The 25,490-nt window shown below is 71.1% G+C and carries 23 protein-coding genes, 3 tRNA genes and 1 pseudogene; 17 read left to right on the top strand and 10 right to left on the bottom strand.

Features of this window, described 5'->3' with window-relative positions; translation table 11 throughout:
• Positions 1-82: 82 nt before the first annotated feature.
• The gene (locus ACN6LD_RS21885) at positions 83-589 is read right to left on the bottom strand and encodes a DinB family protein (RefSeq protein WP_445044053.1); all 507 of its coding nucleotides are present in this window, start codon (positions 587-589) and stop codon (positions 83-85) included.
• Between the two features lie 622 nt (positions 590-1,211).
• Between ACN6LD_RS21885 and ACN6LD_RS21880 the strand changes: the two genes are divergently transcribed.
• A complete protein-coding gene (locus ACN6LD_RS21880; protein WP_319195656.1) occupies positions 1,212-1,901 on the top strand; it encodes a DUF4232 domain-containing protein in 690 nt (229 codons plus the stop codon).
• A 113-nt stretch (positions 1,902-2,014) separates the two neighbouring features.
• Positions 2,015-2,099 (top strand) — tRNA-Ser (locus ACN6LD_RS21875).
• Positions 2,100-2,947: 848 nt separating this feature from the next.
• On the opposite strand, the gene ACN6LD_RS21870 is transcribed toward ACN6LD_RS21875, so the two are convergent.
• The gene (locus tag ACN6LD_RS21870; RefSeq protein ID WP_189712918.1) at positions 2,948-3,682 is read right to left on the bottom strand and encodes a GntR family transcriptional regulator; all 735 of its coding nucleotides are present in this window, start codon (positions 3,680-3,682) and stop codon (positions 2,948-2,950) included.
• A 239-nt stretch (positions 3,683-3,921) separates the two neighbouring features.
• Here ACN6LD_RS21870 and ACN6LD_RS21865 point away from each other — a divergent pair, with 239 nt between their 5' ends.
• The 4 genes from ACN6LD_RS21865 to ACN6LD_RS21850 are packed head-to-tail and all read left to right on the top strand — an operon-like array spanning position 3,922 to position 7,014.
• Complete coding sequence (locus ACN6LD_RS21865) at positions 3,922-4,197, top strand: hypothetical protein (protein WP_445044052.1); 276 nt, start codon at positions 3,922-3,924, stop codon at positions 4,195-4,197.
• Between the two features lie 47 nt (positions 4,198-4,244).
• Positions 4,245-5,624 carry a replication initiator protein RepSA gene (repSA, locus tag ACN6LD_RS21860; RefSeq protein ID WP_445044051.1) on the top strand — a complete coding sequence of 460 codons (1,380 nt, stop codon included), beginning with the start codon at positions 4,245-4,247 and terminating at the stop codon, positions 5,622-5,624.
• A 2-nt stretch (positions 5,625-5,626) separates the two neighbouring features.
• Positions 5,627-5,836 (top strand): excisionase family DNA-binding protein, encoded by a 210-nt coding sequence (locus tag ACN6LD_RS21855; protein WP_081552796.1) that lies wholly within the window; start codon positions 5,627-5,629, stop codon positions 5,834-5,836.
• Positions 5,836-7,014, top strand: coding sequence for a tyrosine-type recombinase/integrase (locus ACN6LD_RS21850; RefSeq protein ID WP_445044050.1), 1,179 nt, complete (start codon positions 5,836-5,838; stop codon positions 7,012-7,014). Before ACN6LD_RS21855 ends, ACN6LD_RS21850 begins: the two co-directional genes overlap by 1 nt.
• A gap of 190 nt (positions 7,015-7,204) precedes the next feature.
• Here ACN6LD_RS21850 and ACN6LD_RS21845 read toward each other — a convergent pair whose 3' ends face one another.
• Positions 7,205-7,345, bottom strand: a complete 141-nt coding sequence (locus ACN6LD_RS21845; RefSeq protein WP_319195658.1) for a hypothetical protein — start codon at positions 7,343-7,345, stop codon at positions 7,205-7,207.
• A gap of 446 nt (positions 7,346-7,791) precedes the next feature.
• Here ACN6LD_RS21845 and ACN6LD_RS21840 point away from each other — a divergent pair, with 446 nt between their 5' ends.
• The gene (locus ACN6LD_RS21840; RefSeq protein ID WP_319195659.1) at positions 7,792-8,727 is read left to right on the top strand and encodes an NAD-dependent epimerase/dehydratase family protein; all 936 of its coding nucleotides are present in this window, start codon (positions 7,792-7,794) and stop codon (positions 8,725-8,727) included.
• A 479-nt stretch (positions 8,728-9,206) separates the two neighbouring features.
• Positions 9,207-9,938, top strand: coding sequence for an LAETG motif-containing sortase-dependent surface protein (locus ACN6LD_RS21835; protein ID WP_319195660.1), 732 nt, complete (start codon positions 9,207-9,209; stop codon positions 9,936-9,938).
• Between the two features lie 103 nt (positions 9,939-10,041).
• Here ACN6LD_RS21835 and ACN6LD_RS21830 read toward each other — a convergent pair whose 3' ends face one another.
• A complete protein-coding gene (locus ACN6LD_RS21830) occupies positions 10,042-11,019 on the bottom strand; it encodes a bifunctional DNA primase/polymerase (RefSeq protein ID WP_319195662.1) in 978 nt (325 codons plus the stop codon).
• A 164-nt stretch (positions 11,020-11,183) separates the two neighbouring features.
• Here ACN6LD_RS21830 and ACN6LD_RS21825 point away from each other — a divergent pair, with 164 nt between their 5' ends.
• The 5 genes from ACN6LD_RS21825 to ACN6LD_RS21805 all read left to right on the top strand — a co-directional run bounded on the left by ACN6LD_RS21825 (position 11,184) and on the right by ACN6LD_RS21805 (position 16,607).
• Positions 11,184-12,089 carry a bifunctional MaoC family dehydratase N-terminal/OB-fold nucleic acid binding domain-containing protein gene (locus tag ACN6LD_RS21825; RefSeq protein WP_319195664.1) on the top strand — a complete coding sequence of 302 codons (906 nt, stop codon included), beginning with the start codon at positions 11,184-11,186 and terminating at the stop codon, positions 12,087-12,089.
• Positions 12,086-12,481, top strand: coding sequence for a MaoC family dehydratase (locus ACN6LD_RS21820; protein ID WP_319195666.1), 396 nt, complete (start codon positions 12,086-12,088; stop codon positions 12,479-12,481). The genes ACN6LD_RS21825 and ACN6LD_RS21820 overlap by 4 nt, the downstream gene beginning before the upstream one ends.
• A complete protein-coding gene (locus ACN6LD_RS21815; protein WP_319195668.1) occupies positions 12,478-13,647 on the top strand; it encodes a lipid-transfer protein in 1,170 nt (389 codons plus the stop codon). Before ACN6LD_RS21820 ends, ACN6LD_RS21815 begins: the two co-directional genes overlap by 4 nt.
• Positions 13,648-14,260: 613 nt before the next feature.
• Entirely contained in the window at positions 14,261-14,809 is a 549-nt protein-coding gene (locus ACN6LD_RS21810; protein ID WP_319195670.1) for a SigE family RNA polymerase sigma factor, read from the top strand.
• A 118-nt stretch (positions 14,810-14,927) separates the two neighbouring features.
• On the top strand, positions 14,928-16,607 hold the full coding sequence (locus ACN6LD_RS21805) for a long-chain fatty acid--CoA ligase (RefSeq protein WP_319195671.1): 1,680 nt from the start codon (positions 14,928-14,930) through the stop codon (positions 16,605-16,607).
• A gap of 168 nt (positions 16,608-16,775) precedes the next feature.
• On the opposite strand, the gene ACN6LD_RS21800 is transcribed toward ACN6LD_RS21805, so the two are convergent.
• Both ACN6LD_RS21800 and ACN6LD_RS21795 read right to left on the bottom strand, forming a co-directional pair.
• Positions 16,776-21,422, bottom strand: coding sequence for a PAS domain-containing protein (locus ACN6LD_RS21800; protein WP_445044049.1), 4,647 nt, complete (start codon positions 21,420-21,422; stop codon positions 16,776-16,778).
• Between the two features lie 380 nt (positions 21,423-21,802).
• The gene (locus ACN6LD_RS21795) at positions 21,803-22,354 is read right to left on the bottom strand and encodes an SSI family serine proteinase inhibitor (RefSeq protein WP_445044048.1); all 552 of its coding nucleotides are present in this window, start codon (positions 22,352-22,354) and stop codon (positions 21,803-21,805) included.
• A gap of 157 nt (positions 22,355-22,511) precedes the next feature.
• On the opposite strand from ACN6LD_RS21795, the gene ACN6LD_RS21790 reads away from it, so the two are divergent.
• Positions 22,512-22,602, top strand: a tRNA-Ser gene (locus ACN6LD_RS21790).
• Between the two features lie 204 nt (positions 22,603-22,806).
• A tRNA-Arg gene (locus ACN6LD_RS21785) sits at positions 22,807-22,879 on the top strand.
• Positions 22,880-22,970: 91 nt separating this feature from the next.
• Here ACN6LD_RS21785 and ACN6LD_RS21780 read toward each other — a convergent pair.
• From ACN6LD_RS21780 to ACN6LD_RS21770, 3 genes and pseudogenes are all read right to left on the bottom strand, one after another.
• The gene (locus ACN6LD_RS21780) at positions 22,971-23,144 is read right to left on the bottom strand and encodes a hypothetical protein (protein WP_445044070.1); all 174 of its coding nucleotides are present in this window, start codon (positions 23,142-23,144) and stop codon (positions 22,971-22,973) included.
• Entirely contained in the window at positions 23,141-23,338 is a 198-nt protein-coding gene (locus tag ACN6LD_RS21775; RefSeq protein ID WP_445044068.1) for a tyrosine-type recombinase/integrase, read from the bottom strand. The genes ACN6LD_RS21780 and ACN6LD_RS21775 overlap by 4 nt, the downstream gene beginning before the upstream one ends.
• A 109-nt stretch (positions 23,339-23,447) precedes the next feature.
• Positions 23,448-23,570: pseudogene (locus ACN6LD_RS21770) on the bottom strand (DUF6959 family protein); the annotation flags it as partial.
• A 220-nt stretch (positions 23,571-23,790) separates the two neighbouring features.
• Between ACN6LD_RS21770 and ACN6LD_RS21765 the strand changes: the two are divergent.
• Complete coding sequence (locus tag ACN6LD_RS21765) at positions 23,791-24,078, top strand: hypothetical protein (protein ID WP_319195871.1); 288 nt, start codon at positions 23,791-23,793, stop codon at positions 24,076-24,078.
• A gap of 128 nt (positions 24,079-24,206) precedes the next feature.
• Here ACN6LD_RS21765 and ACN6LD_RS21760 read toward each other — a convergent pair whose 3' ends face one another.
• Positions 24,207-24,515, bottom strand: coding sequence for a hypothetical protein (locus ACN6LD_RS21760; protein ID WP_445044047.1), 309 nt, complete (start codon positions 24,513-24,515; stop codon positions 24,207-24,209).
• 228 nt (positions 24,516-24,743) lie between these two features.
• On the opposite strand from ACN6LD_RS21760, the gene ACN6LD_RS21755 reads away from it, so the two are divergent.
• Positions 24,744-25,037, top strand: coding sequence for a hypothetical protein (locus ACN6LD_RS21755; protein WP_445044046.1), 294 nt, complete (start codon positions 24,744-24,746; stop codon positions 25,035-25,037).
• Positions 25,038-25,490 lie beyond the last annotated feature (453 nt).

Below are 25,490 nucleotides of genomic sequence, written 5' to 3'. Positions count from 1 at the left end.
CCCCCCGGACGCACGCGCGCGTGACACCCCGGCTTCGACGCCGGCCGCCTCACGCGCGCGTGCGAGCTCGTGTCCGGGCCCGCTAGGCGCCCGTCCTGCCGTCGATCAGTTCGCGCAGGACGTCGAGGTGTCCGTTGTGCCGGGCCGTCTCCTCGATCAGGTGCAGAAGGATCCAGCGCAGGTCCACATGACGGCCGTCGCGCGTCGCCCGCTGGGCCGTGGCGTCGAGGTCGTGCCCGGCGACCAGCGCGCGGTGCTGTTCGGCGTGAGCGGCGTACTCCTCGAGCAGCCGCGCGAGCGGGAGGTCCACGGCGACGCGCATCTCACGGTCGGGGTCCTCGTCGGTCCACGGCCCCTCGTCCTCCTCGCCGATAAACACCACCCGGAACCAGTAGTACTCGACCCAGCGCAGATGGCTGATCAGGCCGCTCGGCGTCATCAGAGGCGACGCCGGCAGGGGCGCCTTGCGGGCCTCCGCGTCGGAGAGGTCCTCGCACTTGGCGAGAGCGGTGTCACGGGCGTAGTCGAGGAATGTGGTGAGCTGGGTGCGCTCGTCCCACGCGGCAGGCATGTCGTCTGTTCTCGTCATCGCGTCGAGCATCCCGGCCCGCCGCCGGCCTTGTCGAGGCATTTCCCCTGCCCGCGGAGTGAGGACGTGAAAGCGTCCCCGCGGGTTCGGATCCCGCCGACTCCGCAGGCTATAGACGTGCTGGTCAAATGGGGCGCCCCTCGCTGAGGGGCGCCCCATCGGCATGGGACCTGTCGCACCCTGATCCGGCCCTGTCGCGTTGTCGATCACCGTGGGTGGACCAGGCGTGGACCGGTCGGCGGGAGAACCAGCAGTTCAGCGGACGTGCTGATCGGCGGCACAGCGATCCACTCGGCTCTGTCCACAGATCTTTGCCTTCGTGGAGTCGAGCCGCCTGAGTCGCACGGTCGGGCGCCTCGTATCCGTGGGCGACCGTCCCGCCCGGCCCACGGCCTCGGTCCTGGCTCTGTCGATCAGAGCGATCGGGTCGTGAGCGGCAGGTCCTCGGTTCGTACCCGACGGGACACCCCACTTCGTGATCATGTCATCGCTCTGCAACAGCGTTGTCGAGAAACGAGGGCACCATGAACCTTTCGACTCGCAACCCCCTCATAATGATCAAGGAAGCACCGAGAAGCCGAACCCGCTCCGGCCTCAACACACCGATCACCAAGGGGATTTCATGTCCGGCAACCATCGCAAGGCATTCCTCGTCTCCGCGGCCCTCGTGGGCGGTGCCATGCTGATGACCGCGTGCCAGGACACAGGCGCGGACACGGACACCGGTGCCGCGAAGGGCTCTTCGTCCGCCACTCCGTCCGGCAATGCGGCAACCCCGTCCGGCTCGTCGACTGCGGGCAAGGAACAGAGCACCGGCAAGGGCTCCGGCAAGGGCTCCGACACGGCGGCCAAGGGAACCGAGGACGGGGCCGGCTCCGGCGCCGACACCGGCAACGGCAAGCGGGAGCAGGTCGAGCAGGGCTGCGGCGCCAACGACATCTCCTGGAGCACCAAGTCCGAGACTCAGGGCGGCGGATACATCCTGGTCATCGCGAAGGCGAAGCCTGGGATCACCTGCTACCTGCCCGCCGCGCTTCCGACCGTGGCGTTCGGATCCGACGGCACCGAGGCGGGTCCCGCGGAGCAGTCCGTCGGCGAGCAGATCAAGCTGAGCGGGAGCACCACCGCCTACGCCGGAGTGAACCCGAAGAGCACCAACACAGACGGCGGCAAGGAACTGAACAGCATCATCGTGGCCGTCGGTGACGACGACCCCGACCCCGTTTCCTTGCGGGTCGGCACCATCACGGTCGACAAGCCGATCGTCACCAACTGGCACACCTCCCCGGCGGACGCCGTTCCCTTCAGCTGAACACACCCACAGCTCAGGACGGGGGCCAATGGACCCCGTGTGGACCACGCACCCCGAGCAGGGCTCGCGCCCGGTAGTCTGTACCCGCTCCGCCCCAGGTGGGCCGGGGCGCAGGTGGGTTGCCCGAGCGGCCTAAGGGAACGGTCTTGAAAACCGTCGTGGCGCGAGTCACCGTGGGTTCAAATCCCACACCCACCGCTCAAGTTGAAGGCCCCTGACCAGCATCATCGGTCGGGGGCCTTCGTCGTGCGCGCTGCCCGCTCGTGACCGTGATTCCCCGTGAGTTCCCGGTCTATCGGGCACGCGGCGGGCACGCCGGGTCGTCAGTCTCTCGGTCCTCTTGGGCGCGAGGGATGGTCGCTGAGATCGACCACATGGCAGCAAGCAAGCCGAACCCGTAGGACAGACCGTCCCATGGCTGCGGCAACACGGTTCGCAGCCAGTAGGTCCCAGCGAGGATCAGCACGAGGACCAGAATCAGCAAAGGGCGCCGGACGACGTGCCTGACTATCGCGATGAACGACGCACCGAACCTTCTCAGTCTCTCCGTCTTCATGTCCGGGACTGTAGCGCCGCCACGCGCACCTTCACCACGAACATCAACCACCACTCTCCCCAGCTCCCATCCCGTCCGCCGTCGACCCACACGTCTGTGGAGCGGGCGTGGTTCATGGCGTCCAGGTGGAGCGCGCCACTGTACGAACGACCTGGACGCCATGGGCCGCGTCTGCTCGGCTTCGCCTGGGTCGATGGTGGACGGGATGGGAGCCCACCACGCTCGCCACGATGTGCCCGCGGCCGGGAACGGCGCCCCCTCCCACCCGGTGCCGGCCGATCCCCCGCCGGAGGCATGTCCTTGACTGGTGGCCGCGTAGGTCGGGTGCTCGACTCATGACCTCCGGGCCTATCCACAGTGGGCGGGCGTCGGCGCAGCCGGGGCGGAGCGGGCCGAAGGCAGGAGCGGCGCCCCGAGCGGAGCCGGGAAGCCCGCCCGGCGGAGCGGAGCGCAGCCGGGTGCTTGATGAGGTAGAGATTCCTGTAACAGCTCAGCTGCTCAGGCGGTACTCCAGGACGTACGAACCGGCGTCCAGAAGCATCTGGTTGACCTCCACGGGGCGCTCGTCCTCGGTGAAGGCGGTGCGGCAGATCTCCAGGACCGGAGTGCCGGCCGCGAGGGCCAAGGCGGTCCGCTCCTCCTCGCTGGGCATCCGCGCCCGAAGCTCCTCGGAGAAGAGCACGGGTTCCGCGCCCAGCTCGGCCAGGCGGGCGTAGCTGCCTCCCGGGCCCGTGTTCGGCTGGGCGATCGCTGTGTCTCGGACCAGATCCGCGGGGAGGTACGACGTTGCGATTTGCACAGGACGGTCCTCGACGACGAACTTCCGGCTCCGCACGATGACGGCTGCCCCGGGCTCGAGGTTCAGCAACCGCCCGATCTGGCGCGGAGCTTCGGCCTCATAGACCTGGACGTCGGTGACCAGGGGGCGCTGGGCCACGTCGGCAGACCAGATGGACTGACCGGCCTCGCGGCGGGACTTGGAGAGGCGGTCGTTCGCGACCCGTCGGATCGGCCTGAACTCCCGGACGTAGGTGCCGGATCCGGGTCGCGCGACCGCCAGGCCCTCACTCACGAGGATCTTCAAGGCCTGGTTGGCGGTCATCTTGGCGACGCCGTACGTCTTCACCAGCGAGGGCTCACCGGGCAACCGATCGCCCGGCACCAGCTCACCGGACTCGATCCGCGCCCGGAGATCGTCGGCAATCTGCCGCGCAGTCTCGGGCATGTCTCTCTCCACTCGTCGATGCTCCCTAGGGTGGTCAGCCTACCCGCCACCCCCTTCCAGACGCACGAACGCGTACCCGATCACTTCCCGAACCCACGTCCCTCCGCAGGTCCCGTTGACATCCCTAGGGAGGTTTGGTTTCAATCTCCCTAGGGAGGTGAACACTCCCTGAAGAAGGGCGGCGCCCCTACCGCCAAGCAGATGCGCCGCCCCACCCCTCTTCCAAGGGAGCCTCCATCATGCCTGTCTCGCTGATCCACGCCGGTCGGCCGACCGGAGTCTTAGCGCCGAGGATCATTCGCCGCACGGCCCGTAGCTGTGCGGTGTGTGGCAAGACGCGCTGCCAGGACGCGAAGGCCTGCCGTACGGCCTTCGGCACCACCGAGTGGCTGGAATGCCCGGCCTGCGCGGGCAGCGGCTACGACACCACCGGATTCCAGCTCTACTGCCCCGACTGCGGCGGCGCGAAGGTCCTGGAGGTCGAGATCGTCGACGCTCCGGGGGTGGTCGAGTGACGGTGTTCCCCGTCGCCCCTGAGGCCGTGGCCGGTGCTGCGGCCTCCATGGGTACCGACCCCGTGACCCTGGCTGATCTGCTGCGGGCCGCCTCGGCTCCCGGGTTCGACCGGTGGCGCGACCAGGTACGCCGTACGGGTGGCTGCTCGGACCCGATCCACCTGTCCGGTACGACGGTCACCCGTGACGCACGGACCGGGGACGTCCTCTACTCGTACTCCACGGCCGAGGAGCCGGGCGGACGTCTGCGGGTTGCCTGCGGCAATAGGCGGGCCTCCCGCTGCCCCTCCTGTGCCTGGACGTACGCGGGCGACGCCTACCACCTCATACGCGCCGGACTCACCGGTGACCCGCGCATGGGTATCCCCGACGGAGTACGCATCCACCCCGGCGTGTTCGCCACCCTGACCGCTCCTTCCTTCGGGCCGGTCCACAACCGTCCCGAGAACGGTCGCTGCCGCTGCGGTGTCGCCCACTCCGAGGACGCCGCCGAACTCGGCACGGCGCTCGACGCTGACACGTACGACTACGCCGGAGCCGTTCTCTGGAACAACCACGCCGGGGACCTCTGGCGACGCTTCACGATCTACCTCCGCCGGGAGATCGCCGCTCGCGCTGGCATCACTCAGGCCACGCTGCGGGAGGTCTGCCGGATCTCCTTCGGCAAGGTCGCCGAGTTCCAGAGGCGCGGGGCGATCCACTTCCACGCCATCGTCCGACTGGACGGTCCGGCCGGTCCCGACGACTCCCCGCCCGAGTGGGCCAGTACGGCACTGCTCGGGGATGCGATCCGTGATGCCGCCGCCCGAGTCTCCGTCCCGGTGGCGCCTGCCGATGACCACCCGGCGCGCGTCCTGCGCTGGGGTGCCCAGGTCGACGTACGGGCCATCGGCACCGACGGCCAGGAGCTGAACGAACAGGCCGTGGCCGCGTACGTCGCGAAGTACGCGACCAAGGCCGCCGAGTCCACCGGCACGGTCGACCGCCGAGTCGGGGAGCTCTCCGAACTCGACAAGCGGCCGGAACTGCCCGACCACACTCGGCGTCTGATTCAAGCCTGTCATGCCCTTGACCAGCACTACCCGGACCGCAAGCTCTGGGCCTGGGCTCACATGCTCGGCTTCCGCGGCCACTTCCTCACCAAGTCCCGCCGCTACTCCTCGACCTTCGCCGAACGGCGCCAGGTCCGCGCCGACTTCCGCGCCCGCCAGGAGCGTCGGGAGCGAGGACTGCCTGAAGACCAGGAGGACGCGGAACGCTCCACGCTCGTGCTCGCCCACTGGGCTTACGCCGGGCATGGCCATTCCCCCGGCGAATCCTGGCTCGCCGCATCGATCGCAAAGGAGATCCGACTGAACCGAGAGACGGCCCGTGAAGCCCTGGCCGACATATCTGAACTTGATCTTGAGGCTGAGGGGGAGTGGTGAGTATGGATCGGCTGTTGAGCGTGCAGGAAGTCGCCGATCGACTCGGGACCGGTGTGAGGTTCCCCCGTCGGCTTGTTGAAGAGCGTCGCATCACCTTCGTGAAGGTCGGCCGACACGTGCGGATCCCTGAATGGGCTCTGGAGGCGTACGTGGCCGAGAACACCGTGCAGCCGATCGCCCTGCGGCCCAACGCGCTCAGGAGGGCTGCCTGATGGCTGGAAAGCGCAAGTCCCGCCGTGCCTTCGGCCGGATCCGCAAGCTCCCCTCAGGCCGCTTCCAAGCTCGATACCCCGGGCCCGATGGAGTGCTCCGCCCGGCCGACCGGACGTTCGCCACCACGACGGACGCCGACCGGTGGCTTGCCCGGAAGCGCATCGAGATCGAGGAAGGGCACTGGCTCGACCCCGCCGAGGGGCAGACGACCGTACGCGACTGGGCGGCCCGGTGGCTCGCAGCCGTCTCCCCGCAGCTCAAGCACAAGACACAGGCGTCGTACCGGTCTCTGATCAACTCGCTGATCAACCCGGCTCTCGGGGACCGTGAGTTGTCCAGCCTGCGGCCGATCACGGTTGTCGAGTGGGTCGGAGGGATGAAGACCAAGGGGCTCAGTGCCTCGCGGATCCGGCAGGCGTACCGAGTCCTGTCGCAGGTCATGCGGGCCGCCGTCGACAACGACATCATCCCGCAGACGCCATGCCGGGGCGTGAAGCTGCCTCGGATGCCACAGACCGAGCCGCACATCCTTACCCCGCTCGAAGCCTCACGGGTCGTACAGAGTGCCGCCGAGTCTCACGGACTGCTGATCGCTCTTCTCGCGTACGCGGGTCTGCGAGTCGGTGAGGCGTTCGCCCTCCGGCGTGGGGACATCGACGTGTCCGGCGGCTTCGTCCTGGTCGACGAGAACCTTGCCGAAGCCAACGGCACCTTGGTCTTCGACACCCCGAAGTCCCATCAGAAGCGGCTCCTTCGCGTCGGCCCGTCGCTGGCGCAGCGGCTCGGCCGGCACTTGGAGACTCTGCCCGGCGGGGATGACACGCTCCTGTTCACCACGCCAGCGGGGAAGCCGTTGCGCTACAACCAGTGGCGCAAGGCGTACTTCGACCCGGCCGTGGCTGCGGCTGGGCTGACCGACGTCACTCCGCATGACCTCCGGGCCTCGCACGGCACTTGGGTGGCCGACCGGTACGGCGTGATGACCGCCGCTCATCGCCTCGGCCATTCGAACGCGAGCGTCACGACCCGGCACTACGCCCGGCCGGTCGCCGGTCGCGACGACCAGGTGGCCGAAGCGGCCGACTCTTGGCTCAGCGGGCACGATCACGAGCCTGGGGCACGTAGCGGGCACGATGACGATGACGACGGCGCTGCCGGAGTCCTCGTACCCGCCTGACCTGCGGTGGAGCGGCTCACCATCCCTATCGCCGAGAGATCTTGAAAACCGTCGTGGCGCGAGTCACCGTGGGTTCAAATCCCACACCCACCGCAGCGCAGGTCAGAGACTTGCAGGTCAGAAGGGGCGCCACTCTCCGGAGCGGTGCCCCTTCCGTGTTCACCCTGTCTCACCCCGGCTCGCCCGTATCTCACCTCTGACCAGTGCGTATGGGCCATCTGCGGGCCAGGATCAGGGCTGGCTGCTCCCCCTCGCCGAGCGCGCAGGCGATCAGGCTGTCGGACTGCTGCTGGCCGCCCTTGAAGATCTTCGCGTAGAACCGGTACGGCACGGCGATGGGGCGGACGGCGCGCGGCCATCGCCGCGGGATCCACCCTCGACTTGATCCAGAGCAATACGCCGGCATGCCGCAGGGAGTACGGCACCGCCGCAAGGTCGGACTTCACCTCGTTGGGAGTGAGCACCGCTTTGCGTGCTCACTCCCAACGACCGCGATACTCCGGAGACGCGACGCGCCCTCCGCGCGCCGCACGGAACAGTCGGCCGTCGTCCGCGGTGCCGTAGGCGGCGACGTGTTCTCTGAGCAGATGAACGAGGACGGGCGGGATAGGGACGGAGCGTGTGGCACCGCTCCTCCGCCGCTCGAGCCCACGCTTCTCGTACGACGTGCCGTCCTCCGTCCAGCCCTTGCCAACCTCCGCACGGCGAGATGCGCAGGCGTCGCCACATGGGCAGGGAAGTCGCTAACGCAGTGACGCGCACCAAAGGTTGTCCCGTATGGCGAATGCCCTCGTTGCAAGTCCTCAACTCCTGTTGGCTCCCCACCCGTTGGGTGTCGTGACCGGCGATGAGAGGATCATTGTCTGTCCAGATCAGGGCGTTGCTGAGGTCGAACGGTGGAGGTGTGCAGTGGGGCTGGGAACAGTGGTCGTCACCGGGGCAGCAGGGAACATCGGCTCGGTCGTGCGCCGGGCCTTGCGCGGTGAGGTGAGCCGCCTGGTCTTGCTCGACCGCGTGCCGCTCCAGGTCGAGGCCGCGAACGAGGTGGTCCATAGCGTCGATCTTCGGGATGCGACCGCCGTCGAGGCTGCGCTCTCGGGTGCGGACGCCGTGCTCCATCTGGGCGGCTTGCCGGACGAGGCACCGCTCGAGCATCTTCTGGACGCCAATGTGTTGGGCACTCACCATGTCCTGGAAGCTGCCCGACGTGCGGCGATTCCACGGGTCGTGCTGGCCAGCAGCAACCGCGTGAGCGGATTTTATCCCACGGCCCATCACACTGGCCCACAGGAGCCGGTGCGCCCCGACGGCCTGTACGGGGTGAGTAAGGCGGCTGTCGAGGCCCTGGGGCGGCTGTATGCGGACAAGTTCGATGTTTCCGTGATCTGCCTGCGTATCGGCAGCTTCGAGGAAGCGCCCACCGAGTCGCGCCACCTGGCGACTTGGCTCAGCCCGCGTGATGCCGTCGGCTTCTGCCGCGCCGCACTTACTGCCCCGCTCTCCACGCGCTTCGCCACGGCGTACGCCGTCTCTGCCAACACCCGCCGCTTCTGGGAACTCCCCACGGAATCCGAACTGGCCTACACGCCCATCGACGACGCCGAAACACATGCGTCGCACATCACTGACGCCGACGTCGCTGCCGATCCCCAAGCCCCACAGGCCGGCCCGTATGCCCTGCCCGAGTTCACGTTGAAACACATCCGGCCGTGACTTGCCCTTGGCCCACTGTTCGGGCGTTCCGGTGCTCTCCGAAGTGAGAAGCCAGCGCCAACAATGGGGCGTGAGTCATCCGGTGAGGGCGAGGTTGTGCAGTCGGGCGATGCCGAGCATCGCGGTGTGAACGATCCAAACGGTGCCTACGGCGACTACGAGCCTGTTGTCCGGGCCTCCTTGAAGGTGTCGGGCAAGTGCCGCATCGCGGCGAGCGATTCGGGCCGGCCCCTACGAGTTCGCGGAGGACGGTGTGCCGGAAGCCCTCCGCCTCCGCCGTCGGCCTGCAGGACGGGTCATCGGGGCATGGTGTTCTCCGGGCCGGTGGGGGTGACGAGCCTGCCCCGGCTGATTCTTGACCAGTTGAGCACCTGATCATGACCTGTTGATCGGTCTGCCTTGACGCGGGGCGATGTTCCTTGGGGAGGGGCTCCGAGGGAGCCGTTTCATCGCATCGTGATCGATCGTGAAGGACAAGCGTGTCTCGTTCATCCCACGCCGCCATGGCGGTCCGCGGCATAGGCACTCTCGCTGCCGCGGCCGCTCTCGCCGTCGGCGGCGCGCACGCGGCGCTCGCGTGCAGCATCGGTGACTTCTCCGCCGTGGCCGTCTGCGACGCCGGCGGCCACGGCGTCATCCGCGTCACCGACAAGGACGCCTCGGGCACGCCGGCCCGCATCGACCTGTACCTCCAGCTGAATCAGCCGATCAACAACCAGCGGCTCATCGAGACCAAGACCCTCGCCCATCCGACCGCTCGAGGCGCCACCGTCGAGTTCGTTCCCGAGTCGTGGTACGCCGGAGAGACGTTCCGGATCCACGTGAAGGCGGGCAACCTGGTCGACGACGACGTCCAGCCCCTGGTCGTCGTGCAGGAGGACACCTGTGCGCCGGCCAGTGCGTCGGCCTCGGCATCCGCATCGGCGTCGGCGTCGCCCTCCGCATCTCCGTCGGCTCCGGACTCGGCGTCCTCCTCGGCGTCCGCCGCGCCGTCCGACGAGGCGTCCTCGGAGTCCTCGGCCTCGGCCTCCGCCGCTCCCGTGCCCGCCGTGTCGCCGGCGGGCGGCGGCGTCCGGCTCGCCGAGACCGGTGGGGGCGGTGGGACCACGGTGATCGCCGGTACCGCCGCAGGGCTCGTCGTGGTCGGCGGTGGCATCGTCCTCGCGCTGCGCCGACGGTCGGCCGTCCAGGGGCAGCGTTCCGGAGGCTGACCGTCGCAGGGCCGGTGCGGTTCCGGAGACCGGTCGACCGTCGCGGCGCCGGTGCGGCTTCGGAGACCGGTCGGCCGTCGCGGGGCCGGTGCGCGTGCGGGGGTCACGGGGCCGGGCGGTGTGCCGTCATCCGGGCGGCCGACGCGATCGTCCCCCGGGCCTCCCGGGCCGTCAGACCGGTGTGGACGGCCGCGGTGACGAGATCCTCGGTCAGTTCTGCCCCGATGCCGTTCTCGTGGGCCCGGCAGGCCGCCCAGAACAGCCGGGTGTTGCGCTGCCCTTCGTGGGCGGACAGGACGAACTGGATCAGGCCCCGGCCGTGCGCGCCGCCCGCCGGGGACTGTCTGCCCGGGCGCGCGGCGCGCGCCGGTGGGACCAGCAGACGCAGCAGCGAGGGCGGGCAGGGCGCCGGCGGGAGGTGGGCGCTGCCGGGGTCGGCGGCGTAGACGCCGTGGGCGGTGCGGGAGCCGGGGCCGACCAGGTAGCCGCCGGCGCCGCGGATGTCGATGCCGGGGGCGAGTCGGCCTGCCGAGTTGGGGACGACGACGTCCGGCGGGCCGGTGAGCCAGAGGTGCCGTCCGCCGGACGGTGTGAGGACGACGACCGTCGGCGGGATCGTGAAGAGGTGCCGCAGGGCCAGTTCGCGCAGGGCCGCCGTGGAGTCCGTGCCGGACTTGGTGTCCAGGTCGACGCCGACGAGGTGGTGCGGGGGCAGCCCGCAGGCGATGCCGTACCCGGTGGCCCAGGGGGCGGCGGCGAAGAGTTCGCGGATGCGGGCGGGGTCGGTGGCGGCGTCGTACACGCCGTGACCGGGGCGGCCGCATTCGCCGTGGCAGGGCGGACCGGCGGGGCCTTCCGCGCCCCCGCCCCGGTGATTGTCGCGGCGTGCGTCCCGGTGTGCGTCGCGGTCTGCGTCGTGGCGTGGTGCGTCGTTGTGCGGTGCGTCGCGGTGCGGGGAGCGCAGGGCCGGGAGCTTGGTCCTGGACAGGGGGATGACGGCCAGGCCGCGTTCGGCGGCCGACAGGGCATGGGCGAGGGCCAGCGTGGTGGCCTGCCGGGGGAACCGGTCGGTAGTGGCCATGCCTCCATTGTCGTACGCATGTTCGAAATAGGGAAGAGGGCGTGGGCGGGATGCGCCGCGTCGGCGACCTTGACAGGCTCCAGGATCTGACGGACAGTCAGAAACCGTTCGGTCACCGGCAGTCCTCACGCCTCTCCCGTCCCGGTCCTGGAAGGAGTGCGGTCGTGGACGACGACGATCTGCACGCGCGGCTCAAGGCCTACGAGGGCCGCCCCGCCGCGGTCGCCGGCGCCGGCCGGGACCCCGTCAACGCGCCCATGATCCGGCACTGGTGCGAGGCGATGGGCGACGGCAACCCCGCGTACACCGGCCCCGGCGCGATCGCCCCGCCCACCATGCTGCAGGCGTGGATCATGGGCGGCCTGAGCGGTCACCAGGGGCGCGCGCAGGCCTACGACGAGCTCCTCACCCTGCTCGACGAAGCGGGCTGCACCGCGGTGGTGGCCACCGACTGCGAGCAGGAGTATCTGCGTCCGCTGCGGCCGGGCGACGAGGTCGCCTTCGACACGGTGATCGAGTCGGTGTCGCCGCGCAAGACCACCAAGCTGGGCGCCGGGCACTTCGTCACGACCCGGACCGACGTGCGCGTGGCCGGAACGCTCGTCGGCACGCACCGCTTCCGCGTCCTCATGTACGCCCCGGCGAGGCGGACTCCGCGGCCGCGCGAACGCCGCCCCCGCCCCGTCGTGAACCGTGACAACGCCGGTTTCTGGGAGGGCGTCCGAGACCGCCGCTTCCTCATCCAGCGCTGCGCCGGCTGCGACACCCTCCGCTTCCCGTGGCTGCCCGGCTGCAACGCGTGCGGCGCGGCCGAGTGGGACGTCGTCGAGGCCGGCGGCGAGGGGACGGTCTTCTCGTACGTCGTGATGCACCACCCGCCCTTCCCGGCGTTCTCCCCGCCCTACGCGGTGGGGCTGATAGAGCTCGCCGAGGGCGTCCGGGTCATCAGCGACGTGGTGGACGTCCCGTACGACAAGGTGCGGGTCGGCATGCCCGTGGAGCTCGAGTTCCGTACGTACGACGACGAGTTGACGCTGCCGGTGTTCCGCGCGCGGGAGGGGGCCGCATGAAGGCCGGTGACGTGCTGCCGCCGCTGGAGATCGAGATCACCCGCACCCTGATCGTGGCCGGCGCCCTCGCCTCGCGCGACTACCAGGACGTCCACCACGACCCCGAACTGGCCCGGCAGAAGGGTTCGCCCGACATCTTCATGAACATCCTCACCACCAACGGCCTGGTCGGCCGCTACCTCACGGACTGGTTCGGCCCGACGACCGTGCTGCGCAAGGTGGCCATCCGGCTCGGGGCGCCCAACCACCCGGGCGACACGATGGTGTTGCGGGGCCGGGTCGAGGAGGTCGACGGGGACACCGCCGTGGTGCGGGTCACCGGGGACAACGGCGTCGGCCGTCATGTCACCGGCACGGTCACGCTCACGGTGCCGGCGGCGGGCCCGCGATGAGCGTGCGGGAGCGCGATCGGCTCGGCGGGCGGGCCGCCGTCGTCGGGATCGGGGCGACGGAGTTCTCCAAGGACTCGGGGCGCAGCGAGCTGCGGCTGGCGGCGGAGGCGGTACGGGCCGCACTGGACGACGCCGGGCTCGTGCCGGCCGACGTGGACGGCATGGTGACGTTCACGATGGACACCAGTCCGGAGATCACCGTGGCGCAGGCCTGCGGGATGGGCGAACTGTCCTTCTTCTCGCGGGTCCACTACGGCGGCGGGGCGGCCTGCGCGACCGTGCAGCAGGCGGCGCTGGCGGTGGCGGCGGGCGTGGCCGACGTCGTCGTCTGCTACCGCGCCTTCAACGAGCGTTCGGGCCGCCGCTTCGGCTCGGGGGTGCAGCACCGGGAGCCGTCGGCGGAGGGGGCGGCGCTCGGCTGGTCGCTGCCGTTCGGGCTGCTCACGCCCGCGTCCTGGGTGGCGATGGCGGCCCAGCGGTACCTGTACGCGTACGGGCTGACCGCGCAGGAGGCCTTCGGCCCGGTGGCCGTCACGGCCCGTCGGCACGCGGCGGGCAACCCGGCGGCCTACTTCCACGGCCGGCCGATCACGCTCGCCGACCACGCGGCCTCCCGCTGGATCGCCGAACCGCTCAGGCTGCTGGACTGCTGCCAGGAGACCGACGGCGGTCAGGCCCTGGTCGTCACCTCGGTGGAGCGGGCCCGCGACCTGCCGCACCCGCCCGCCGTGATCGCCGCCGCGGCGCAGGGCGCGGGCCGGGCCCAGGAGCAGATGACCAGCTTCTACCGCGACGACCTGACGGGCCTGCCGGAGATGTCCGTGGTCGCCCGTCAGCTGTGGCGGACCTCGGGGCTGGCGCCGGCCGACGTCGACGTCGGAATTCTGTACGACCACTTCACCCCGTTCGTGCTGATGCAGCTGGAGGAGTTCGGCTTCTGCGCTCCGGGCGAGGCCGCGGGTTTCGTGGCGGAGGACCGGCTGCCGCTGAACACCCACGGCGGCCAGCTCGGCGAGGCCTACCTGCACGGGATGAACGGCATCGCGGAGGCCGTACGGCAGCTGCGGGGCACGTCCGTGAACCAGGTCCCGGGCGCCGCACGGGCCCTGGTGACGGCGGGGACCGGCGTGCCGACCTCGGGCCTGGTACTGGTCTCGGACGGCTGAGAGCCCGAGGACGGCCGAGGAGCGCACGCACGCCCAGGGTCCACGCACGGCCCGGGGACGGCGACCCGCGGAAGGCGGCCCACGGCCGGCGCCCCGGGGACGGCCCACGGACGGCTTGCCGTCAGCCCGAGGACGGCCGAGGAGCGCACGCACGCCCAGGGTCCACGCACGGCCCGGGGCGGCCGCCCCACGGTCTGGTGCCGGCCCGTCCGCTCCCGACCCACGGCCTGGTGCGGGCCGGTGCGAGGCCGACCCACAGCCCGGTGCCGGCCGGTGCGCGGCCCACCGGCGGCCCGAGCGTGGACGGCGGGGAGGCCCAAGGCACGGCCTGAGGCATCCGGCCGGGGCCCCGCGAGGTCGGCCCGGGGGCGTACGGCCGGGACCCTGCGAGGTCGGCCCGGGGGCGTACGGCCGGGAGGTCAAGGGCGCCGGGACGCACGGCAGAGCGGGCGGGGAGCGGCGGCCGGGCACCCGGGGTCATCCCTGACGGCTGGCGACGGCTCGTCCACCTGTAGGAGGTGGGGCAGGCACCACCCCTACAACCTGAGAGGGACGCGTCTTAGGGACCTGCGGCCGATCCGCCCGCCGGGCAGGCGAACCTAGCGTGGGAGCCATGACCACACTCGTCTGCACCAGCGCGTCGAACGGCAGGACGCGGCCCGCACCGTATCCGTCCTTCGCGTCGTACGTCAGAGCACGTCAGCCGGTGCTGCTGCGCACCGCCAGGTCGCTGACGGCGAACCCGAACGACGCGGAGGACCTGCTGCAGACGGCGCTCGCCAAGACGTACGTCGCGTGGGAGCGGATCGAGGACCACCGGGCGCTCGACGGCTATGTGCGCCGTGCCCTGGTGAACACGCGCACGTCGCAGTGGCGCAAGCGCAAGGTCGACGAGTTCATGTGCGACGAGCTGCCGGAGCCGGAGCCGGTCACCTGCGCCAACGACCCGGCCGAGCAGCAGGCGCTGCACGACGCGATGTGGCAGGCGATCATGAAGCTGCCCGCGCGGCAGCGCGCGATGGTGGTCCTCAGGTACTACGAGGACCTCAGCGAGGCTCAGACGGCCGAGGTGCTCGGCGTCTCGGTGGGCACCGTGAAGTCGGCCGTGTCGCGGGCGCTCGGCAAGCTGCGGGAGGACCCTGAACTGGGGCTTGTGCGATAGCGGGCCGACATGGTGTTTTGACCAGGGCTTGAACGTGATCTGATCGATCATCGCCTCCTAGTGACATACCGCGCGGTATGTGCGCAGAATCAGCACAACCGTTACCACCGCGTAGGCAATGTCGCCGCCCTGGGAGGACGCCGTGCTGAGCACCATGCAGGACGTACCGCTGCTGATCTCGAGGATCCTGACGCACGGGGCCACGATCCACGGCTCGTCACAGGTGACCACCTGGACGGGCGAGGGCGAGCCGCACCGCCGCTCCTTCGCCGAGATCGGCGACCGCGCCGCCCAACTGGCGCACGCCCTGCGCGACGACCTCGGGGTGTCCGGCGACGACCGGGTCGCCACGCTCATGTGGAACAACGCCGAGCACGTCGAGGCCTACTTCGCGATCCCCGCCATGGGCGCCGTGCTGCACACCCTCAACCTGCGCCTGCCTCCCGAGCAGCTGGTGTGGATCGTCAACCACGCCGCCGACCGGGTGGTCATAGCCAACGGGTCGCTGCTGCCGCTGCTCGCCCCGCTGCTCCCGCACCTCAGGACGGTCGAGCACGTCGTCGTCTCAGGACCCGGCGACCGCTCCCTCCTCGACGGCTCCCACGCGCGCGTGCACGAGTACGAGGACCTCGTCGCGGGCAAGCCGGCCGTCTACGACTGGCCCGAGCTGGACGAACGCCAGGCCGCCTCCATGTGCTACACCTCGGGCACCACGGGCGACCCCAAGGGCGTCGTCTACAGCCACCGTTCGATCTACCTGCACTCGATGCAGGTCAACATGGCCCAGTCGATGGGCCTGACCGACCAGGACACCTCGCTCGTCGTCGTCCCCCAGTTCCACGTCAACGCCTGGGGCCTGCCGCACGCCACCTTCATGACCGGCGTGAACATGCTGATGCCGGACCGCTTCCTGCAGCCCGCGCCGCTCGCCGAGATGATCGAGAGCGAGAAGCCGACGCACGCGGCCGCCGTCCCCACCATCTGGCAGGGCCTGCTGGCCGAGCTCACCGCCAAGCCGCGGGACGTCTCCAGCCTCACCCAGGTCACCATCGGCGGCTCGGCCTGCCCGCCGTCCCTCATGACCGCCTTCGACGGGCTGGGCATGCGGGTCTGTCACGCCTGGGGCATGACGGAGACCTCCCCGCTCGGCACCATCGCCCGTCCGCCGGCCCACGCGGTCGGCACCGACGAGGAGTTCGGCTACCGCCTCACCCAGGGCCGCTTCCCGGCCGGCGTCGAGGCCCGCCTCACCGGTCCCGGCGGCGAACGCCTGCCCTGGGACGGTGAGTCGGCGGGCGAGCTGGAGGTGCGCGGCGCCTGGATCGCGGGCGCCTACTACAACGGCCCCGACGCCGAACCCCTGCGCCCCGCCGACAAGTTCAGCGAGGACGGCTGGCTCAAGACGGGTGACGTCGGCACCATCTCCCCGGACGGCTTCCTCACCCTCACCGACCGTGCGAAGGACGTCATCAAGTCCGGCGGCGAGTGGATCTCGTCGGTGGACCTGGAGAACGCGCTGATGTCCCACCCGGATGTCACCGAGGCCGCCGTCGTGGCCGTCCCGGACGACAAGTGGGGCGAGCGCCCGCTGGCCACGGTCGTCCTCAAGGAGGGCTCCACCGCCGACTTCACGTCCCTGCGCGCCTTCCTCGCCGCCGAGGGCGGCATCGCCAAGTGGCAGCTCCCCGAGCGCTGGACGATCATCGAGGCCGTCCCGAAGACGAGCGTCGGCAAGTTCGACAAGAAGGTGCTCCGAAGGCAGTACGCCGAGGGCGACCTGGACGTCACCCGCCTCTGACCCCCGCCCCCGCCCCCGCCTTATAGCCCCAGCCCAAGACCCGCTGATCCGCCCGTCCGGCGGCTCGGCGGGTCACAGGCGTGTTCACGGGCGGACGACCGGGTTCGTCCGGGCCGGCGCCGCCGCCGGCCACACCCCGCGTCGGCGACAGGACGGGCCGGAACGGTCCTAGTTCGTGCCGATCCGGGCCAGCAGGTCCACGATCCTGCTCTGCACCTCCGGGCTGGTCGACCGCTCGGCGAGGAAGAGGACCGTCTCCCCCGACGCCAGCCGCGGCAGGTCCGCCTGGTCGACAGCCGCCGTGTAGACGACGAGCGGGGTGCGGTTGAGCTGACCGTTCGCCCGCAGCCAGTCCAGGATCCCGGCCTGCCGGCGATGCACCTGCATCAGGTCCATCACCACCAGGTTGGGCCGCAGCTGTCCGGCGAGCGCGACGGCGTCCGCGTCGCTCGCCGCGCGCGCCACCTGCATTCCGCGCCGCTCCAGCGTCGAGGTCAGCGCGAGGGCGATCTCGGCGTGCTCCTCGATGAGCAGCACCCGTGGCGGATGCTGCTCGCTGTCGCGCGGCGCGAGCGCCTTCAGCAGGACGGCGGGGTCGGCGCCGTACGCCGCCTCGCGCGTCGCCTGCCCGAGCCCGGCCGTGACCAGCACCGGCACCTCGGCGGCGACGGCGGCGGTCCGCAGCGACTGCAGCGCGGTGCGGGTGATCGGCCCGGTCAGCGGGTCCACGAACAGCGCCGCGGGGAACGCGGCGATCTGCGCGTCGACCTCCTCGCGCGAGTGCACGACGACCGGACGGTAGCCGCGGTCGCTGAGCTCCTGCTGCGTGCTGACGTCGGGAGCCGGCCACACCAGCAGCCGACGGGGGTTGTCCAGCGGCTCCGGCGGCAACTCGTCGTCCAGCGGCTGCGGTCGCGGCGGATCCGCCACCTCGACGGCCCCGCCGGGCCCGTCCAGAGGCTCGGGTCCCTCCGCGGCGTTCTCGTCCGGCGCTCCTATGGCGTACGACCGCCCGGCCCCCTCGGTGCCCGTCCCACCGGCCACGAGCCGCGACTGACCCGCGAGGGACGGCTGCGGCTGCTGGGACGACTGGGGCTGCTGTGAAGGCTGCGCCGACGGGACGTGAGCGGGCGCAGGCGAGGTCACGGGCGCCGCGACGGCATGCGGAGCCGGAGCCCCCACGGCCTGCGGCAGACCGGCCTGCGGCAGACCGGGCTGCGGAACGGCGCTCTGCGGCACGCCGGGCTGCGGCACGGCGCTCTGCTCGGCCGACGGGTGCGGCCGGGCCGTCTGCTCCGGACGCGTCGCCGGGTCGGGCGGAGTCCCCAGCTTGCGGCGCCGCCCGGACCCGCCCGGAGCGTGCGGGGCGGGGGTGGCGGTCGGCTGGGGGGACGGCAGACCGGGCTGGAGGCGCTGCGCCGCCGCCTGAACCTGGTGGGCGTGCTGGACCTGCTGTACCTGTGCGGCCTGCCGGGTGAAGGGCACACCCTGTCCCAGCGTCCGCACGCTGATGGCCCGCCCCTGTGTCGAGTTGGGGTCGATCGGCGCGGCCGCGGCGGCCGCGGCAGCCGCAGCGGCCTCGGCGGGCAGCGGCTGCGCCGCCCGTGGCTGTCCGGCGACGGCTTCGGGCGGAAGCGGTGTGCCGGTGCTGGGCGTCGACATGGCCGGCACGGCCGGGGACGCCGTGGCAGGCGCTTCGGCGGGCAGCGGCAACCCCTGCCCGGGCGCCGGCTGCGCGACGGGACCGGCCTGCACACCCTGCGCCTGCGCCTGGGGCTGCGGTGGGGCCTGCGGTGGGGTCTGGTGCTGGGCCGGGACGGCTTCCGCGGGCTGGCCGACGGCCCGTCGCCGGCGGCCGGTGGGCGCGCTGGTGGGGTGCGGCTGGGGCGGGGTGTGGTCGTCGGCCTGGTCGTGCGGGACGGCGTCGTGACGTCCGTGGTCGGCGCCGGAGCCCCCGAAGGGACCGGAACCCGGCGCGGGCGCCTGGGCCTGCGCCGGAACCGGGGCCTGCGCGACCGGCGGCGGAACCGGGGCCTGCCCGGGCGCCTGGACCATGCCCGGGGCCTGCATCACACCCGGTACCGGGACCGGGACGGGACCAGCCGGCTGCGCCTGTCCCCGGACCTGGGCCTGCCCTTGCCCCTGCCCTTGCGCCTGCACCTGGGCCTGCCCCTGCGCCTGGGCCTGCACCTGCGCCGGTCCGAGCGCGTGCGGCATGCCCGAACCGTCGGCGAGGCCGGCGTCGGAAACACCGGAAACGGGACCGCCGGAAACCGGACCAGCGACTGGCCCGATAGCGGGAGCAGTGAGGGAACCGGAGCCGGAAGCGGGATCCATGCCGGAAACAGGGCCGGGAACAGGGCCGGGAACGTTGCCGGCGACGTCCGTCGTCCGGTCCGCTTCCGCCGGCGGCAGGGCGAAGACCGTGCGGGGCCCCGCCTCCTGCGCGGCGGCACGCTCGTTCGCGGCGGCCAGAGCACGCCGGCGGCGCCCGGTCGGCTGTCCGCTCTCCGCGTCGGCGTCGCCCTGGGAGCCCGTACCCGCACCCGTACCCGTGTCCGCGCCGGTCGTCTGTGCGCCGGCGGTCCCGGGGGCCGCCTCCGCCGACGGGCCCGCGAGGGCCGGCAGCGCGGGCGGCAGGGCGTTCTGCGGCTGCTGAGCGTCGGGTGCGTGCAGGGCCCGTCGTCCGTCCGGAGCCGGTACGCCCTGCGGCGGAACGGTGCCGCCGAGTCCCGTCCCCGAAGCCGCCGTCCCCGACGCGTGCTCCGCGGCCATGACGACGGCGCCCTCGCTCACCCCGGAGTCGGCGCCCGCCACGGCGAGCTCGGCGGAACGCCCGCGCCGCCGTCCGGTGCCGCCGGATCCCTCAGGCCCCTCGGGCTCGGTCGCCGCCGCCGGCGGCAACTCGCCCGGCGTCTCCACGGCGGGGGCGCCGCGCCTGCGCCGGCGTCCGGTCGGAACCGACGCGTCGGCGTCGGCCACGCCGTCCGCCTCGGGGACGTCGCTCTCCAGGAAGGCGTCCACGGAGGACCGCCGGGCCCGCCGCCGCCCACCGGCGGCCTGCTCCCCCCGGCCGTCGTGCTGCTGGGAGCCGTCGCCCACCGGCAGGGCGGGCAGCGCGGCGGCCGGCGGAGCCGCGACGGCCCCCGCCCCACCGCCCAACGGCACCTCGAGCACGTACGCGCTGCCGCTCATGCCCGGCACCTCGTGCGTCTGCAGCACGCCACCATGGGCCCGGACGATCCCCCGCACGATCGGCTCGTGCACGGGGTCGCCGCCGGCGTACGGTCCGCGCACCTCGATGCGCACGACCTCGCCGCGCTGGGCGGCCGCCACCACGACCGTGTTGTCCATGTAACCGCCCGCCGAGACGGGCGCATTGCCGGTGGCGTCGACGCCTGCGACGTCCGCGACCAGATGCGCGAGCGCGGTCGCGAGGAGCCGGACGTCGACCTCGGCCTCGATGGGCGGCGCGTGCACGGCGAACTGGACCCGGCCGGGCCCGATGAGCTCCACCGCGCCCTCGACGCCCGCGGCGACGACCGCGTCGAGCATCACCTTCGTCCGGACGACGGTCTCCGCCCCGGTGTCGAGCCGCTGGTATCCGAGCACGTTGTCGATCAGCGTGGTGATCCGCGAATAGCCGGCGGACAGGTGGTGCAGTACCTGGTTGGCCTCCGGCCAGAGCTGTCCGGCGTCGTCCGCGGCGAGCGCGGCCAGCTCCCGGCGCAGCTCGTCCAGCGGTCCGCGCAGGGAACCGCCGAGCAGGGTGAGCAGCTGTTCGTGCCGGCCGGCGAGCGCTTCGTACCGGTCCTTCTCCCGCTCGCCGAGTGCGGCGTAGCGCTCCTCGCCGGCCGCGATCTCCTCCTCGTGCACGTCGCGCAGCTCCTCGAGCTCGGCGACGTGCTGCTGGCGCAGTGCGGTGAGGTCGGAGGCGTGCTCCTCGGAGAGCTTCTCCAGCTCCGCCGCGTGCCGCTTCTCGACGGAGTCCTTCTCCTCGGCGAGCGCGTCGAAGGGCCGCCGGTCGGTGAAGGTCATGACGGCGCCGACGAGCTGATCGCCGTCCCGCACGGGAGCCGTCGTCAGGTCGACCGCGACCCTGTCCCCGCTCTTGGACCACAGCACCTGTCCGCGCACCCGGTGCTTGCGCCCGGAGCGCAGGGTGTCGGCGAGCGGCGACTCGTCGTACGCGAAGGGCGAGCCGTCGGCGCGCGAGTGCAGCACGAGGTCGTGCAGTTCCTTGCCGCCGAGATCGCTGGCCCGGTATCCCAGTATCTGGGCGGCGGCCGGGTTGACGAGCACGATCCGCCCGTCGGTGTCCGTGCCGACGACACCCTCGGACGCGGCCCGCAGGATCATCTCGGTCTGCCGCTGCGAACGCGCCAGCTCGGCCTCGGTGTCGACGGTGCCGGAGAGGTCGCGCACGACGAGCATCAGCAGCTCGTCGGAGGCGGAGGAGTATCCGTAGCCGTCGTAGGCCTGCTGGCCGTTCTCCAGGTTGGCGCTGGTGACCTCGACCGGGAACTCGGTGCCGTCGGTGCGGCGGGCCGTCATCCGGGTGGGCTTGGTCCGGCCGCGCGGGTCCATGTGGTCGGGGCGCCGCATGGACCCCGGGATGAGCTTGGAGTCGAACTGCGGCAGCAGATCGAGCAGCCCCCGCCCCACCAGAGCCGTACCCGGCGTCTCGAACGCCTCGAGCGCGATGGTGTTCGCGTTGACGACCGTCCCGTTGGCGTTGACCAGCACCAACGCGTCGGGAAGCGCGTCGAGTATGGCTGCGAGGCGAGCAGCGCCTCGGGATGGCCTGCTGCTCACGAGTCGCTTCCTCCCTGTTACCGCACTCTGCCGACCGCTCGGGCCATATTGCCAACCGGTCCGCAGCGTGTCACGCGAGGGAGTCTAAGGGCTGGGGTCCCGCCGATGACGCCGGATGAGAGCGAGCTCGCACGACGAAGTGACCCAGAACGTATGTCCTGCCCCGCCCTGACCGGTCCCTGCGCACGTCGGCCCGCTCCGAGTCCCGTTCCCGGCGCCGCCCCGACTTCGCGGGACCTCCGCGCGACCTTTACGGAACCGGTGCTTCCGTCACGCCCGCCACGCCCGTCATGGTCCGCCACGCCCGTCATGGTCCGCCGGGCCCGTCCTGCCCGCCACGCCCGCCGGGCCGGTCCCCGACGGGCGGCTGCCGCCTCCGGTCAGCGAGCGGGGACCGCCGACGCCGGACGCGGGTCGGGGAGGAGCGGCACGAACCGGTCCCACCGCTCGATCTGGCAGCCGTTGCTGCGGTCGAACGTCGCGTCGACGGGACGTCCGGCCCAGCGGCCGGTGACATGGGCGGTGGCCGGCCCGCCGTATCGCATCGTGCAGAGCTCGCCCCCCGGTACGGGCGCGAAGGCGTCCCGGCCCCACCGGGTGTTGCGGTCCACGGCCCCGCAGGCGCCGACCGGGTCCGGGTGGCTGCCGCGGTCGGGGTGGCAGTACACCTCGAACGTCCCGTCCGTCCCTCCGCCGGTGTGCCGGACGGTGACCATGAGGTGATCGCCGCTCGTCCGGTCCTCCCCCCGGACCGGCGGCGGCGCCAGCGGGGCACGTCCGCCGGCGGTGGCGGGGACAGGCGCCGTCGTGCCGGCGCTCCCGGGACGCGCGGCGTACGCGCTGACGGGGCCCGCGGCCGACGAGGCGATCACGGCGGTGCAGACGGCAAGGGCGGTGACGACGAGGCGTCGAAGGGGGGTGACCTGGAACATGCCGGGACTAACGCCACGCGGTCGGTGACGTTGCGCCCGGGGAAGTGCTTTGCCCTGCGGCCCGACTGCCTAGTACCGTGGACGTCGATTGGTGACGCGGTCCTCGACTGTGTCATCATCTGCACGCACCACTCGCACGCACGCGAGCGGTTGTGCTGGAGGCGTCGCCTAGTCCGGTCTATGGCGCCGCACTGCTAATGCGGTTTGGGACTTACATCCCATCGAGGGTTCAAATCCCTCCGCCTCCGCTCGATCACCGAAGCCCCGGTCCAAGCGACCGGGGCTTCGTCGTTCCCGACCTCGCCCACGGGGCCCGTTCAGGTCGTTTCTGCAGGTCACAAGGGGTGCGGCTAACGGATTTCACATGTCGGCGGCTGTCATGTAATGTTCTTCCTGTCGCCGCGAGCGGGCCGGAAGGGCCGGGAAGCGAAGACAGAAAAACCGAATAACAAGCACTCGTAGCTTAACGGATAGAGCATCTGACTACGGATCAGAAGGTTGCAGGTTCGAATCCTGCCGAGTGCACAGCAGACCAGAAGCCCTAAGGATCACTCCTTAGGGCTTCTGGCTTTTGCCTTGACGGCAGCGTTTGACGGCAACCGTCTTTGCGAGCCGATCAGACAGTCACCGGGACGCCGGCCGCGCCGTCGTCATCGCCCGGCTCACTGCCGTCACCCCGCAGGGCATCACCCAGCCGGTCGAACGCCGAGCGCTGCGAGTCGAGCCGGACGAAGGTGTAGATGTCCGTGGTCACGCGAATCGAGCTGTGCCCGAGGACTTCCATGATCATGCGTGCGTCGGCACCCTGCTCATCAGGAGGGACGCACAGGTGTGCCGCAGGTCGTGAAAGCGGACCTTGCGGACGCCGGCCCGTATGGACAGGGCCGCGAAGGAACGGTTGAGGTCGCGCGGCTCGATCGGTGTCCCGTTCCGGGTGGTGAAGACGAGGCCTGGCCCACCGTGCCATAGCCACGCCCAATGCAATGGCGGTCAGTAAGGGTCGCCAGTGGGTGCACTCCGCGCCCGCTGGCTCGCCCAACGCTGCCTCGTACCGTGCCAGCAGCGCATCCAGGTTCGCCAGAAGAAGGCCGGCAGACTCCCCAGCATCATCCAGGTCGCCTCGCTCGCATGCCTCCGCCGCCTCGGCCACGTCACCGCGGAGGACGTAAAGGGAGTCTCCTTGCACCACGACCCCTGGGAACCGCCTACCCGGCATGCGCACCACGGCGTCGTTCCCGCCGTCTGTGAACAGCCCAGCCTCAACGCGCTCCACCGGACCGTCCAACCCGACATCACCAGTTGACATCGACGTTGGACACAGGCGTCCTTGAGCGAACGACCACGCTTCGCCGACAGCACGTCGAGGGCGATCCGGGGGCCGCAGGATCGAACTCCTGACGCGGTGCTTCACATCTGGCGGGTGAGACCCTCCGTGGATGGCAGACGCACAGCTCCCCCCTGGATGGTCTCTCCAGCAGATCCGTGACGTATCCGGTGACAAAGAGGCTGTCGCCCTGGATCCAGACCGGGCGGTGAAGTGGGTAGCCCGCCCCGGAGCCCCTGACGAGGTCCTGCACCCGGAGATCGTTCTCGGGTTCCACAGCCTGTGCCTCGTGAAGCCTGTTGACGATGACGACTGGTACATGGGCAGCCTGTACGACGACGGCAGCGTCATCTGCTGGAGCGCCTACGGCAATTTCTACGAGGCACTTCGCGGCCTCTAGCGCGACAACACAGTTGGAAGTGTGCGTGTGGCTTCGGCGCGCAGCGGTGATTCGGTGCGCGCGCGGGCACCGCCGGGCCCGGTGACCGACAGGGTCACGGATCCGTCGGGCACGGGCAGGGGGAGACTTCAGTAGACGATGACTCTCCAGCGCTCGGCCCACAGCAGCCGTTCACCGCCCGTACTGCGCACCTGGACGCGGTCGGCTTCCACCTGCCAGACGGTGCCGTAGAGCGTGGCGTCGGCGAGGTCTACCCTGACGGTGTCGTAGACCTCCACGTCATCCTCGACCGGCCGAGTCCACGCGTTCGCACAGTGATCGCAGACGTAGCCGACCACATCGCGTCCCTCAACAGTCATCGGCTTGCCCGGACGGGCCGCTTCGAGGAAGCACCGAGGGCACGGATCGGCGGTGCGGGCGCCTACTGTTCGGGACATCGTCCGATCCTGCTGTACGGCAACGAAGTACAGCAACCCAGCAACCGCCGGCGACCGACACCGGCCCGCACGGGCCTCGCCGCAGCCTGTATGACCTCCAACGGCCGATCTCTGCTGAGCTACGGATCAGAAGGTTGCAGGTTCGAGTCCTGCCGAGTGCACACAGGGTGTGCTGCCTCTTCTGGATCTTCGCCCCCAGGGTCCCGGACGGGCGATACAGTCCGCGCCGTGGACATACCCCATTGGTTCGCCTGGATCTTTCTCGGCCTGGTCGTCCTACAGATCCTCGGCCTCGTGCCCATCAGCCACCGACTGCGCGGACTCGACTCCGTGGCGCGCTTCAAGGCCCGTCTCGACCTGCTGGTCGCAGTCGGTGGCCTGCTGCTCTTCGGCGGCGGGCTACTGGGTCTCGTGGTGGCGGAATCCTGGTTCTGGATCAGTGTCCCGGGCTATGTGCTCATGTCAGTCGGCTACGCCATGAAGGGCGTCCAACGGCTCCGCGCCCGCCGCACCGCGGTCTGATCGTGCTGTGCCCGAGGGGTTCCGTGATCGTGTGAGCGTTCACGCCCTCAGCGAGCAGGAGTGACGCGCACGTGTGCCGGAACGCGACTGACCCCCGGCGTCGGTGGAGAGTCTGTGGGCGGTCGACCAAGGGGACGGCACCGCGCGGCTCGACAACAAAGCTGCTCAACCATGGCGTGGCCAAGGAGTGGTGGCATAGGGAAGAGGGCTGTGTCACCGCGCAGTGGCGAGCCGCCTCCCTCGGCTGAGGCGGTTCATGCGATCCGCGACCGGGCCGTCCCCGGGTCGGGGCGGTGGCGGCGAATCATATTTCTGATCGGGGGTCTGAGAGGAAAATTCGCTCGGCCCATAACGTGCGGATTGCGTGAATGACATAAATGACGAACCGTTCTCCCCAGTAATTCCGTTATGGCGCGGTCACTCATTTGCCGCGCATCTGGAGGAGGTGTGGCG

Source organism: Streptomyces sp. SAS_272 (assembly GCF_052543235.1).
Note: the sequence above shows the minus strand (reverse complement) of the source record. Positions and strands in the feature narration are given on the sequence as shown.

Excerpts from the sequence above, each read along its gene's own strand:
- ACN6LD_RS21820 (WP_319195666.1), top strand. The coding sequence starts at position 12,086 with ATGAAGGCCGGTGACGTGCTGCCGCCGCTGGAGATCGAGATCACCCGC.
- ACN6LD_RS21850 (WP_445044050.1), top strand. The coding sequence starts at position 5,836 with ATGGCTGGAAAGCGCAAGTCCCGCCGTGCCTTCGGCCGGATCCGCAAG.
- ACN6LD_RS21885 (WP_445044053.1), bottom strand. The coding sequence starts at position 589 with ATGACGAGAACAGACGACATGCCTGCCGCGTGGGACGAGCGCACCCAG.
- repSA (WP_445044051.1), top strand. The coding sequence starts at position 4,245 with ATGGGTACCGACCCCGTGACCCTGGCTGATCTGCTGCGGGCCGCCTCG.
- ACN6LD_RS21760 (WP_445044047.1), bottom strand. The coding sequence starts at position 24,515 with ATGTCCCGAACAGTAGGCGCCCGCACCGCCGATCCGTGCCCTCGGTGC.
- ACN6LD_RS21840 (WP_319195659.1), top strand. The coding sequence starts at position 7,792 with ATGGCGAATGCCCTCGTTGCAAGTCCTCAACTCCTGTTGGCTCCCCAC.
- ACN6LD_RS21805 (WP_319195671.1), top strand. The coding sequence starts at position 14,928 with ATGTCGCCGCCCTGGGAGGACGCCGTGCTGAGCACCATGCAGGACGTA.
- ACN6LD_RS21810 (WP_319195670.1), top strand. The coding sequence starts at position 14,261 with ATGACCACACTCGTCTGCACCAGCGCGTCGAACGGCAGGACGCGGCCC.
- ACN6LD_RS21815 (WP_319195668.1), top strand. The coding sequence starts at position 12,478 with ATGAGCGTGCGGGAGCGCGATCGGCTCGGCGGGCGGGCCGCCGTCGTC.
- ACN6LD_RS21870 (WP_189712918.1), bottom strand. The coding sequence starts at position 3,682 with ATGCCCGAGACTGCGCGGCAGATTGCCGACGATCTCCGGGCGCGGATC.
- ACN6LD_RS21865 (WP_445044052.1), top strand. The coding sequence starts at position 3,922 with ATGCCTGTCTCGCTGATCCACGCCGGTCGGCCGACCGGAGTCTTAGCG.
- ACN6LD_RS21830 (WP_319195662.1), bottom strand. The coding sequence starts at position 11,019 with ATGGCCACTACCGACCGGTTCCCCCGGCAGGCCACCACGCTGGCCCTC.
- ACN6LD_RS21795 (WP_445044048.1), bottom strand. The coding sequence starts at position 22,354 with ATGTTCCAGGTCACCCCCCTTCGACGCCTCGTCGTCACCGCCCTTGCC.
- ACN6LD_RS21765 (WP_319195871.1), top strand. The coding sequence starts at position 23,791 with ATGGCAGACGCACAGCTCCCCCCTGGATGGTCTCTCCAGCAGATCCGT.
- ACN6LD_RS21855 (WP_081552796.1), top strand. The coding sequence starts at position 5,627 with ATGGATCGGCTGTTGAGCGTGCAGGAAGTCGCCGATCGACTCGGGACC.
- ACN6LD_RS21880 (WP_319195656.1), top strand. The coding sequence starts at position 1,212 with ATGTCCGGCAACCATCGCAAGGCATTCCTCGTCTCCGCGGCCCTCGTG.
- ACN6LD_RS21780 (WP_445044070.1), bottom strand. The coding sequence starts at position 23,144 with ATGATCATGGAAGTCCTCGGGCACAGCTCGATTCGCGTGACCACGGAC.